The organism is Lysobacter capsici (assembly GCF_014779555.2).
Classification (GTDB): Bacteria; Pseudomonadota; Gammaproteobacteria; order Xanthomonadales; family Xanthomonadaceae; genus Lysobacter; species Lysobacter capsici.
This window is the reverse complement of record NZ_CP094357.1, coordinates 5,305,377-5,316,241: the sequence shown is the minus strand read 5'-3', so window position 1 is coordinate 5,316,241 and position 10,865 is coordinate 5,305,377. Positions and strand designations below refer to the sequence as shown.

Here is a 10,865-nt window from a genome sequence, read left to right as displayed (position 1 = left end):
CGCCCTCCCTTCATTCCCGAACACAAGGAACCCACCCCATGGCCAACGCAACCTTCTGGCGCGGCGTCATCCCCGCGATCACCACGCCGTTCAACGCCGACGGTTCGATCGATCACGACTTCCTCGGCCGCCACGCCAACACCCTGATCGACGCGGGCTGCGTCGGCATCGTGCCGCTGGGTTCGCTCGGCGAAGCGGCGACGCTGAGCTTCGACGACAAGCTCGCGATCCTGCGCACCCTGGTCAAGGCACTGAACGGCCGCGCGCCGGTGATCCCGGGCATCGCCGCCTTGTCGACCGAGGAAGCGGTGCGGCTGGCGCGCGAAGCGCAGGCGATCGGCTGCGCCGGCCTGATGGTGCTGCCGCCGTATGTCTACTCGACCGATTGGCGCGAGATGAAGGCGCATGTCAGCGCGGTGATCGCCGCCACCGATCTGCCGTGCATGCTCTACAACAACCCGGTGGCCTACAAGACCGACTTCGTGCCCGAGCAGATCGCCGAACTCGCCGCGCAGCACGCCAATCTGCAGGCGGTGAAGGAATCCTCGGCCGACGTGCGCCGGTTCGCGGCGATCCGCGCTTTGCTCGCCGATCGTCTGGATCTGCTGGTCGGCATGGACGATGCCATCGTCGAGGGCGTGGCGATGGGCGCGACCGGCTGGATCGCCGGCCTGGTCAATGCCTATCCGAAGGAATCGGTGCGCTTGTTCGAACTCGCCCGCGACGGCGGCGCGCCCGCGGCGGCCGAACTGTATGCGTGGTTCCTGCCGCTGCTGCGCCTGGACACCGTGCCGAAGTTCGTGCAGCTGATCAAGCTGGTGCAAGAGCGCGTCGGCCTGGGCAGCGAGCGCGTGCGCGCGCCGCGGCTGGTGCTCGACGGCGCCGAGCGCGCGGCGGCGTTGGCGGTGATCGAACACGCGATCGCCGTGCATCCGAACGCGGGGCGCTGAGATGAGCGCGCGCGAGCCAGTATTGATCGAGGGCGGCTGGCAGGCATCGCGCGATGCCGGCGGCGACTTTCGTGCTTTCGATCCGAGTTGCGGCGAAGCGGTCGGGCCGGTGTTTCCGGTCTCGGGCGCGGGCGACGTCGAAGCCGCGCTGGCCTCGGCCGCCGCGGTCGCCGACGAACTGGCCGCGTGCGATCCCGAACGCATCGCCGACTTCCTCGATGCGTATGCGCTGGCGATCGAGCACGACGCGTCCGATCTGGTCGCGCTCGCGCATCTGGAAACCGCGCTGCCGAACGAGCCGCGTCTGGCCAAGGTCGAACTGCCGCGCACCACCGGGCAGTTGCGCCAGGCCGCGCGCGCGGTGCGCGAGCGGTCCTGGACCCAGCCGACGATCGATACCGCCGTCGGCCTGCGCAGCCATCTGGCGCCGCTGCACAAACCGGTGCTGGTGTTCGGGCCGAACAATTTCCCGTTCGCCTTCAACGCGGTGGCCGGCAGCGATTTCGCCTCGGCGATCGCGGCGCGCAACCCGGTGATCGCCAAGGTCCATCCTTCGCATCCGGCGACCAGTCAGCGCCTGGCCGAACTGGCGCATCGCGCGTTGACGCAGGCCGGCTTGCCGGCCGCGTCCTTGCAGGTGCTGTATCACCTGCCGCCCGAACTGGGCATGCGGTTGGCCGGCGACGCGCGCCTGGGCGCGTTGGCGTTCACCGGCAGCCGCCGCGCCGGATTGGCGTTGAAGGCGGCGGCCGATGCGGCCGGGGTGCCGGCGTATCTGGAACTGTCGAGCATCAACCCGGTGTTCGTGCTGCCCGGCGCCTTGCGCGAACGCGGCGCGGCGCTGGCGCAGGAGTTCTTCGCGTCGTGCACGATGGGCGCCGGCCAGTTCTGCACCAATCCCGGCGTGGTGGTGGTCGCGCGCGGCGAACTCGGCGATGCCTTCGTCGACGCGGCCGCGGCCTTGTTCGCGCAGGCGCCGGCCGGCGTACTGTTCTCGCAGGGCGTGGCCGATCACTTCCGCGAATCGACGGCGCAGTGGCGCGCCGCCGGCGCGAGCCTGATCGGCGGCGGCGCGCAGTCGTCCGATGCGGGTTATCGCGTGCAACCGGCGCTGTGGTCGATCGATGCCGAGGCCTTCATCGCCGATCCGCGCCTGCGCGGCGAGGCGTTCGGGCCGGCCAGCCTGATCGTGCGCACGCGCGACGATTACTACGACATGCTGTCGATCGCGCACGCTCTGGAAGGCAATCTGACCGCGACGATCTATGCCGCGAGCGACGATGCCTACGTGCAAGCCGCGTTGGCCGCACGGTTGCGGCCGCGCGTGGGACGGCTGATCGGCAACCGCATGCCGACCGGCGTCGCGGTCAGCGCGGCGATGAATCATGGCGGGCCGTATCCGAGCACCGCCCATCCGGGCTTCACCTCGGTCGGCCTGCCGGCGGCGATCCGGCGCTTCGCCGCGCTGCATTGCTACGATCAGATCGACGATGCGCTGCTGCCGCCGGAACTGCGCGATCGCAATCCTGGCGGCGTGGCGCGTTGCATCGACGGGCAATGGCGAACGGACGATATCGGAGCATCGGCATGAATCAACCCACATCGCAGATCGGCGGCCTGAGCCTGGAGCAGGCGCGCGCGCAACTGCGCCCATGGACGCAGCGCGCGGCGGTGATCGGCGAAGGCGAATACCAGCAGCGCATCGAACGCGCGCGCGCCTTGCTGCGCGCGAACGGACGCGATGCGTTGCTGATCGGCGCCGGTACGTCGCTGCGTTACTTCACTGGCGTCACCTGGGGCGCCAGCGAGCGTCTGGTCGCGATGCTGCTGACCCTGGACGGCGATCCGCTGCTGATCTGCCCAGGGTTCGAAGCCGGCTCGCTCGCCCACGAGTTGAAGATCCCGGCGCAGCCGCGCTACTGGGAGGAACACGAAGATCCGTACGCATTGGTCGTCGACGGCCTGCGCGCCCGCGGCGCGAGCCGGCTGGCGCTGGACCCGGCAGCGGCGTTCGCGATCTTCACCGGCCTGCGCGCGGCGTCGCCCACGCTGGATCTGAGCGACGCGAGCGTCATCGTCGATGGTTGCCGCGCGGCCAAGACCCCGGCCGAGCTGGCGCTGATGAAGCAGGCGACCGCGATGACCTTGCAGGCTCATCGCCTCGCCGCCGGCCTGGCCGAGCCCGGCGTCACCACCACCCAGTTGCGCCGCTTCATCGACGAAGCGCATCGCGCGTTCGGCGCCGACAACGGCTCGACCTTCTGCATCGTCCAGTTCGGCCAGGCCACCGCGTATCCGCACGGCATTCCCGGCGAACAGACCCTGCGCGAGGGCGAACTGGTGCTGGTCGACACCGGCTGCGCGGTGCAGGGCTATCAGTCCGACATCACCCGCACCTACATCTGCGGACGCGCCGACGCGCAGCAGCAGCAGCGGATCTGGGATCTGGAACTGGCCGCGCAACAGGCCGCGTTCGCCGCGGTGCGTCCCGGCGTCAGCGGCGAGGCGGTCGATCGCGCCGCGCGCGAGGTGCTCGAACGCGGCGGCCTGGGGCCGGATTACCGACTGCCCGGCCTGCCGCATCGCACCGGTCACGGCTGCGGCATGAGCGTGCACGAGGCGCCGTACCTGGTGCGCGGCAATACCCGCGGGCTCGAAGTCGGCAACTGCTGTTCGAACGAACCGATGATCGTGGTGCCCGATCGTTTCGGCGTCCGTCTGGAAGACCATTTCTACGTCACCGAAGACGGCGCGGCCTGGTTCACGCCACCGTCGCTGGCGATCGATCGGCCGTTCGCGGATTAGTTGCTGCGTCGGCGGGCCGCGCGAACTCGTGGTGATCGTTGCCTGTCCGGCGCGGTGGCATGCGCCAGGGCCGCGCGCGGCCCGGATCGGCCGGGCCGGCGGCAGACACTTCAGGCACATCCGCGGCCGCGCGCTTTGCCGCATGATGGCCGACACCCGTCCGCAACCCATCCGAGTCTTGCGATGACCTCGAACCGCTCCCGCTACGCCCGCGTCCACCTGTCCGTCGCACCCATGGCCGTGTTGACCGCCGCGCTCGCGCTCGGCCTGAATCTGACGCCGGCGTTCGCCGCCGCCGCGGCGCCCGCGCAGGCCGCCGCCGCCGCGACGCCCGCGAGCAGCGAGGCCGCCACGCGTTTCAAGGCGCTGTACACGCGCGAATGGAAGTGGCGTCAGGCCCAGTTCGCCGGCGGCGACGACGAGGACGTGCAGGGCCAGCCGGCCTCGCGCCTGCCCAAGGTCGACTTGGCCACCCAGGCCATGCGCGAGCGCTACTGGGCGCAAGTGATGAGCGAACTGGAGGCGATCGACCCATCCGCGCTGGGCGACGAAGACCAGGTCAACTACGAAGTGTTCCGCCAGCAGATCAGCAGCCTGCTCGCCAATCAGCGGCTGCGCGACTGGGAGATGCCATTCAACAGCGACAGCGCGTTCTGGACCAATCTGGGCTTCGGCGCGCGCCGGCCGATCCGCGATGTCGTCGGCTACGAACGCTATATCGGTAAGCTGCGCGATATTCCGCGCTATTTCGACGATCAGATCAGCAACATGCGCGACGGCCTCAAGCGCGGCTACAGCGTGCCGCGGGTGACTCTGACCGGCCGCGACGTGTCGATCAAGGAAGTGGTCGACGCCAAGCTCGAAGACAATCTGCTGTACACCCCGTTCAAGCAGATGCCGGCGAACATTCCCGCCGCCGAACAGGCGCGGTTGCGCGCGCAGGCGACGAAGGCGATCGACGAATCGGTGCTGCCCGCGTATCGCAAGCTGCTCGCGTTCATGCAGAACGAGTACATGCAGCAGGCGCGCACCACCCTGGCGGCCGAGGTGATGCCGGGCGGCAAGGAGTTGTACCGCGCGAAGATCCGCGAATTCACCACGCTGGATCTGTCGCCGGCCGAAATTCACAAGATCGGCGTGGAGGAAGTCGCCAAGATCCGCGCGCAGATGGACGAGACCATCGTCAAGACCGGGTTCAAGGGCAGCTTCCCCGAATTCCTGCATTACCTGCGCACCGATCCCAAGTTCTATCCCAAGACCGGCGAAGAGCTGCTGATGCGCGCCTCGTGGCTGGCCAAGCGCGTCGACGGCGAGATCGGCAATTACATCGGCCTGCTGCCGCGCCAGCGTTTCGCGATCCGCCCGGTGCCGCCGGATCTGGCGCCGTTCTACACCGCCGGCCGCGGCGGTCGCGACGTGTACCTGCTCAACACCTACGACCTGCCGTCGCGTCCGCTGTTCAATCTGCCGGCGCTGACCTTGCACGAGTCCTCGCCGGGCCATTCGCTGCAGACCTCGCTCGCGGCCGAGCACGAAGGCTTGCCGGATTTCCGCCGTTACACCTATATCTCCGCGTACGGCGAGGGTTGGGCCTTGTACTCGGAGAAGCTCGGCATCGAGATGGGGCTGTACGACACGCCCTACGATTACTTCGGTTACCTGACCTACCAGATGTGGCGCGCGAGCCGATTGGTGGTCGACACCGGCATCCATCACCTGGGCTGGACGCGCGAACAGGCGCAGGCGTTCCTGCGCGACAACACCGCGCTGAGCGAGCACGAGATCGAGACCGAAGTCGATCGCTACATCGGCTGGCCGGGGCAGGCGCTGTCGTATTACCTGGGCGAGATGAGCATCGTGCGGTCGCGCGAAAAGGCCGAGAAGGCCTTGGGGTCGGACTTCGACATCCGCGCGTTCCACGATGCGATTCTGGCGCTGGGTTCGGTGCCGTTGCCGGTGCTGGAGCGGCGGGTGGATCGGTTTATCGAGGAGAGCCGGGCTAAGGCGGCGGAGAAGAAGGCGGGCAAGGCGAAAGCCTCGTCTTGAGCCGATGCAGGTCGCGGGTTGTTGCCCGCGACCTGCGGCTGCGAGTAGGGAATTGGTAGTCGCGGGTCCGGCATCGTGATCGCGCTGCATGCGCGGTGTCGCGGTCGCGGCTCACGCCGCTCCTACAGGAAATGCGCGATCGCATCGATGCCGCGGCGGCGGAGCACGTGATACCGCATACCCAGGTTGCGGTTTCGTCTCCGACTGTAGGAGCGCCGTAAGTCGCGACCGCGCAACCACGCGCACGACGCGGTTGTGATGTCGCGATCGCCGCTCATGATTGAACGAATCCCTTTGGGAATGTCGCCGCTAGAGCGACAAAACGCCGCCGCTCACATCCCATCCGCCGGCGCCGGCAACCCCCACGACTTCCACAACTTCCGATATTCCTCCCGCGGCAACAGCACGAACACCGGCTGCGCCTGCGGCTTCAGCCAGGCCAGCAGCTGGCTCATGCGCGCATCGTCCATCGCGGTGCAGCCGGCGGTGGTTTCGCCGGGGGCTTTCCACAGGTGGGCGAAGATGCAGCTGCCCGCGCCGGGCACGCGCGAGGCGTTGTGTTCGATCACGAAGCCCTGGCGATAGCGCTGATCGCCGTTGGCGTGCAGGTCGCGGCGCATCGGTTCGGTCGAGCCTTCGATCGCGGCCGCGCCGACCTGTTCGGCATCGACGATGCGGTTGTACAGCGGCGACTGGCTGACATCGACGCAGTAGTCCGATGCACTCATCGCCGCATAGGGCAGGGCGGTGGCGACATCCTCGGCGTAACCGAACGCGGTGCCGATGCGGAACATGCCGGCCGGCGCGCGGCCGTCGCCTTCGCGTTTGCTCGGGCCGTCGCTCTGCGGCGCGTGCAGGCCCAGGCCCCAGGCCGAGCCGGCGCGGCCGATGGTGACCGCGGCGGCGTCGCCGACCGCATGCCACTGCCCGCCCGCGCGTTCGAAGCGCTGCATCCGGCCCTGATTCGCATCCCAGTCGGCGGTGGTGACCAGCACCAGTTGCTGCGCCTGCGCCGGGCCGTCGGGAACACGGTCGTTGCCCAGGCCGGCGCAGGCGGTGGTCATGGCCGCGGCGACGGCGAACAATGCGAGCCGAAGGCGTTGGCCGAGGCCCTTCGCCGCGTCATTCGATCCGTGCAGCGTTTCGATCCCGCCCATGTCGCGTCCTCGCTGGCCATCGCATCCCTCGCGCTCAGGTGTCGAGCATGTCCTGGATGCGTTCGGCGTTGCTGTCGAGCTGGCTCAGGCGGCCCTGGCCGCGTTCGCACAGCAGAATGAAGATCAGGTCGAGCAAGTGCTGCAGCGCCGATTGGTACAGCAGCGGCTCGACATGCGCGCGCTCGTCGTGCGCCGACACCAGCAGCGAGAAATCCGCATGCGCGCGCAGCGGATTGGGCGTGTGCCGGGTCACCGACACGACCTTGCCGCCGGCTTCGCCGAAGGTCCGCGCCAGATGGCATAGCGAGGTCAGCTTGCCTTGCTCGGAGAACACCAGCAGCACGTCGTCCGCGGTCGCCGTCGCGGTGCTTGCGGCCATCAGCACCGGATCGAAATGGTGGACGCTGAGGATGCCGATCATCGCCAGCTTCATCGCCAGCGCGCGCGCCGGGATGCCGTCCTCGCCCAGGCCGATGATGAACACCCGGCGCGCGCCCTGGATCGACTCGGCGATCGCGTCGATGCGCTCGGGCGGATTGATCAACCGGGTTTCCTCTTCGGCGCGGGCCTTGCCGTGCCACAGCCGCTCGGCCAGCGCCGCATGCGGATCGCTCGGCGCGGCCTCGGCGGCGCCGTTGTCGTCGTGGCCGTCGCCGCGCGCGACCGCCTCGCCGATCGAATATTTCAGGTCCGGATAGCCCTTGAAGCCGAGCTTCTGGCTGAACTTGACCACGCTGGACTGACTGATGCCGAGCGCGTTGGCCAACTGCTGCGAGGAGTAGTCGCGCAGCAGGTGCGCGTTCTCCAGCAGGTAGTCGGCGATGCGGCGTTCGATCGCCGACATCTGGTCGCGTTCTGAGCGGATCTTGAGCAGTGGCGACATCGGCAGGGGTCCGGTCCCGGGCGCGGCGGAAGGCTACAGCGTAGCCGGCTTCACGGCCGGCCGCGCTAGGGCCGCCGCGAGGGCAGGGTCAGGCGGCGCTCGCGGTCAAGGGTTCGAGCCCGCGGATTTCGCGGATGCCCAGGCCCGGGGCGTCGGTCACGGTAATTTCCGACTCGTTGAAGATCACCCCGCCGTCGACCGGGTTGAACGCGCACAGCGACGGACCGTCCAGATCGACCTTGGTGATCACGTTCGACTTGGCCACCGCCAGATGCACCGCCGCGGCAACCGAGATGGACGTCTCGATCATGCAGCCGATCATGCATTCGACCCCGTACATCGCGCAGATGTCGGCGATCTGGATCGCCTTGGACAAGCCGCCGGTCTTCATCAGCTTGATGTTGATGATGTCGGCCGCGCGCATGCGGATCAGGTCGATCACCTCGGCCGGGCCGAACACGCTTTCGTCGGCCATGATCGGGGTGTGGACGCGGTCGGTGACGTACTTCATCCCGTCCAGGTCCTGCGCCTTGACCGGTTGCTCGACCAGTTCCAGGCGCACGCCGGCATCCTCGAGCGTCTGCAGCGCGTACACCGCCTGTTTCGCGGTCCAACCTTGATTGGCGTCCAGGCGCAGCAACGCGCGGCCCTCGACCGCGGCGTAGATCGCCTTGACCCGTTCGATGTCGACGCCGATGTCCTTGCCGACCTTGATCTTCAGCGATTCGAAACCGCGGTCGACCGCGGCGATCGAGTCGGCGACCATCTTCTCGATGTAGTCGACGCTGATGGTCAGGTCGGTGGTGATCACCGGATCGCCGCCGCCGAGCATCTTGTACAGTGGCGCGCCGTACAGCTGGCCCCACAGGTCGTAGACCGCGATCTCGACCGCGGCCTTGGCGCTGGAGTTTTTCTCCAGCGATCCCTGGATCAGGCCGGTGATGCGGTTGAGGTTGGCGATTTCCTGGCCGATCAGGCGCGGGGAGATGAACTTGCGGATCGCTTCGACGATCGAGCCGTGGGTGTCGCCGGTGATCACCGCGGTGGCCGGCGCTTCGCCGTAACCGACGTGGCCAGTGTCGGTGTGGATGGTGATGACGATGTCCTCGACCGTGTCGACCGTGCGCAGCGCGGTCTTGAACGGGGTCTTGAGCGGGACCCGCAGCATGCCGAATCGGATGTCGGTGATCTTCATGTGGTCGTTGGCTTGGCTTGTTTCATCGTGATTCGGTGATGGGAGTACGGCGGGCCGGGCGGAGTTGGATCAGCCCGATGAGGCGAACACGGCGCCGCGGTGGCCGGACATGCAGTGTCGCCTCAAGGACGTATACGTTGAATGCTGGTGATCCGGTCCACGGTCGGCTGCTCGCGGTTGAACAGCAGCGGCACCAGCGGAGTCACCGACACGCCGTTGAGATGGACCCGCGCCAGTTCGCCGGTGCGGTCGCGGAAGGTGATGCCGGTGGTGTCGTGGATCACGTACGGCCAGCCGTCTTCGTGGCCGACCACCATCATCACGTGGCCGGGGATGTAGATCAGGTCGCCGACTTCCAGGCGCTTGACGATCTTCAGGCGCTCGTCGTGGCTCAGGCCCTCGGCCAGATCGATGCGGTTATAGGCCGGGCTGACCGCCTGGTCGCGGGTGTTGCGCGGTAGCTGCACGCCGAAGCTGCGGTAGATCTCGGAGACGAAGCCGCTGCAGTCGCGAGTGTTGTACGAATGCCCCCAGCCGTAACGCTCGCCGAAGAACTTGAAGCCCTGGCGCACGAGGTTGGCCTGGGTCAGCGGCAGGTAATCGGCCGAGGTGTCGGCGGTGCGCGGCAACAGCGCGGGCGAAAACTGCAGGCGGCCTTGATCGTCGCGGTACGGCAGCTCGATCACGTGCGAGGCGTAGTGGTGTTGGCCGTTGACCGGCTTGTCGCTCGGCCAGTCGGCCAGCAGCGGCACGCGCACGCCCATTTCCAGCTGCACGTCGGACACGCCGGGCTGCTCGGGCGTGTGCACGGTGCGCGCGCTCGCGCCGGTCACCACCAGGTACGGGGTCTTGCGGGTGTAATCGAAGATCGCCGCCTTCGCGCCTTCGGCGATGCGGTCTTTCTCGACCCATGCCGCATACAGCGGGCTGACCACGAACCAGTACTTGCCATCCTGGCTGGCATGCACGATCGCCACCGGCGTGCCCGGGAACAGCGCGCTTTCCTGGAACCGGTCGATGTCGCTGTCGCCCTTGGCGTTGAACACGCGCAAGCGGGTCGGGAAGGTGCGCAGGTCGGCGCGGCGCACGACCATGCCGTAACGCGTGGCCTGGCTGGCGGGAATCGCATCCAGCGCGAGGTTGTCGCTGAGCGCGGCGAGGGTGGCGGCGGGAATGTCCTCGCCGCGTTCGTCGTACAGGGTTTCCTCGCGCGGCTGCGACATCGCCTCGATCCACTCGCGCACCTGCGCCCGGGTCAGGCGCGCGGGCAGATGCTCGATGTCGTGCACCGATGGATCGAGTTCGTGCAGGCGCTGGTTCTGCGCGGCGATCGCGCGCGGGTCGAGGATCGTCGCGTCGGGCTTGGTCTGCTGGCGAATCCAGTAGTCGGCGTTCAATTGCCCCTCCTCGATGCCGATCACACCGGTGGCAGGAATGCCGGTGGCGGGAGCGGCGGTCGCGGCGCGCGCGACGGCGCAGACCGGCAACAGCAACGCGGCGCCCAGGCATGCAGCGGCGATGCGCATCGCGACGCTCGCGCCTGAACGCGGTGCTGCAGCGCAGCGAACGAACGCGCTCGCGGCGCCGCCATGGCGACGGGCGATTACGGCGAGGTTGCGGCTTGCGGCGGTACCCATCGCGTCATGCTCCGGCGGCTGCGCGGCACGGCCGCGCGCCGTCACAGGCTCGATGCCGGTCGTCCGGCACCGACCCGGTCGCGCACGGGGCGCCAGCGGGTCGAACCGCAGAATACATACTTCCTTGAGAAAATAGATAGGGAATAATTTATTGACCACCTGTGCCACTCATGTTACACAGCCATGAACCGA

At 68.1% G+C, this 10,865-nt stretch carries 8 protein-coding genes; 4 read left to right on the top strand and 4 right to left on the bottom strand.

Annotated features, from left to right (window positions below):
• The first annotated feature begins 38 nt into the window (after positions 1-38).
• The 4 genes from IEQ11_RS21950 (at position 39) to IEQ11_RS21935 (ending at position 5,801) form a co-directional block, all read left to right on the top strand.
• Complete coding sequence (locus tag IEQ11_RS21950) at positions 39-950, top strand: dihydrodipicolinate synthase family protein (protein WP_046658067.1); 912 nt, start codon at positions 39-41, stop codon at positions 948-950.
• 1 nt (position 951) lies between these two features.
• Positions 952-2,541: an aldehyde dehydrogenase family protein gene (locus IEQ11_RS21945; RefSeq protein WP_191822151.1), complete on the top strand. Its 1,590-nt coding sequence runs from the start codon at positions 952-954 to the stop codon at positions 2,539-2,541.
• Positions 2,538-3,755, top strand: coding sequence for a M24 family metallopeptidase (locus tag IEQ11_RS21940; RefSeq protein WP_191822152.1), 1,218 nt, complete (start codon positions 2,538-2,540; stop codon positions 3,753-3,755). The genes IEQ11_RS21945 and IEQ11_RS21940 overlap by 4 nt, the downstream gene beginning before the upstream one ends.
• A 234-nt stretch (positions 3,756-3,989) precedes the next feature.
• Entirely contained in the window at positions 3,990-5,801 is a 1,812-nt protein-coding gene (locus IEQ11_RS21935) for a DUF885 domain-containing protein (RefSeq protein WP_191822153.1), read from the top strand.
• 332 nt (positions 5,802-6,133) lie between these two features.
• On the opposite strand, the gene IEQ11_RS21930 is transcribed toward IEQ11_RS21935, so the two are convergent.
• From IEQ11_RS21930 to IEQ11_RS21915, 4 genes are all read right to left on the bottom strand, one after another.
• Positions 6,134-6,865 carry a L,D-transpeptidase family protein gene (locus tag IEQ11_RS21930; RefSeq protein ID WP_191822154.1) on the bottom strand — a complete coding sequence of 244 codons (732 nt, stop codon included), beginning with the start codon at positions 6,863-6,865 and terminating at the stop codon, positions 6,134-6,136.
• Positions 6,866-6,992: 127 nt separating this feature from the next.
• Entirely contained in the window at positions 6,993-7,841 is an 849-nt protein-coding gene (locus IEQ11_RS21925) for a MurR/RpiR family transcriptional regulator (protein WP_046658063.1), read from the bottom strand.
• 88 nt (positions 7,842-7,929) lie between these two features.
• A complete protein-coding gene (locus IEQ11_RS21920) occupies positions 7,930-9,036 on the bottom strand; it encodes a dipeptide epimerase (RefSeq protein WP_036113525.1) in 1,107 nt (368 codons plus the stop codon).
• A 122-nt stretch (positions 9,037-9,158) separates the two neighbouring features.
• Positions 9,159-10,562, bottom strand: a complete 1,404-nt coding sequence (locus IEQ11_RS21915; RefSeq protein ID WP_191822155.1) for a C40 family peptidase — start codon at positions 10,560-10,562, stop codon at positions 9,159-9,161.
• Positions 10,563-10,865: the final 303 nt, after the last annotated feature.

What these genes read in the sequence shown, in the direction of transcription:
- IEQ11_RS21935 (WP_191822153.1), top strand. Translation starts at nt 3,990, where the DNA reads ATGGCCGTGTTGACCGCCGCGCTCGCGCTCGGCCTGAATCTGACGCCG.
- IEQ11_RS21940 (WP_191822152.1), top strand. Translation starts at nt 2,538, where the DNA reads ATGAATCAACCCACATCGCAGATCGGCGGCCTGAGCCTGGAGCAGGCG.
- IEQ11_RS21920 (WP_036113525.1), bottom strand. Translation starts at nt 9,036, where the DNA reads ATGAAGATCACCGACATCCGATTCGGCATGCTGCGGGTCCCGCTCAAG.
- IEQ11_RS21915 (WP_191822155.1), bottom strand. Translation starts at nt 10,562, where the DNA reads ATGCGCATCGCCGCTGCATGCCTGGGCGCCGCGTTGCTGTTGCCGGTC.
- IEQ11_RS21930 (WP_191822154.1), bottom strand. Translation starts at nt 6,865, where the DNA reads ATGACCACCGCCTGCGCCGGCCTGGGCAACGACCGTGTTCCCGACGGC.
- IEQ11_RS21950 (WP_046658067.1), top strand. Translation starts at nt 39, where the DNA reads ATGGCCAACGCAACCTTCTGGCGCGGCGTCATCCCCGCGATCACCACG.
- IEQ11_RS21945 (WP_191822151.1), top strand. Translation starts at nt 952, where the DNA reads ATGAGCGCGCGCGAGCCAGTATTGATCGAGGGCGGCTGGCAGGCATCG.
- IEQ11_RS21925 (WP_046658063.1), bottom strand. Translation starts at nt 7,841, where the DNA reads ATGTCGCCACTGCTCAAGATCCGCTCAGAACGCGACCAGATGTCGGCG.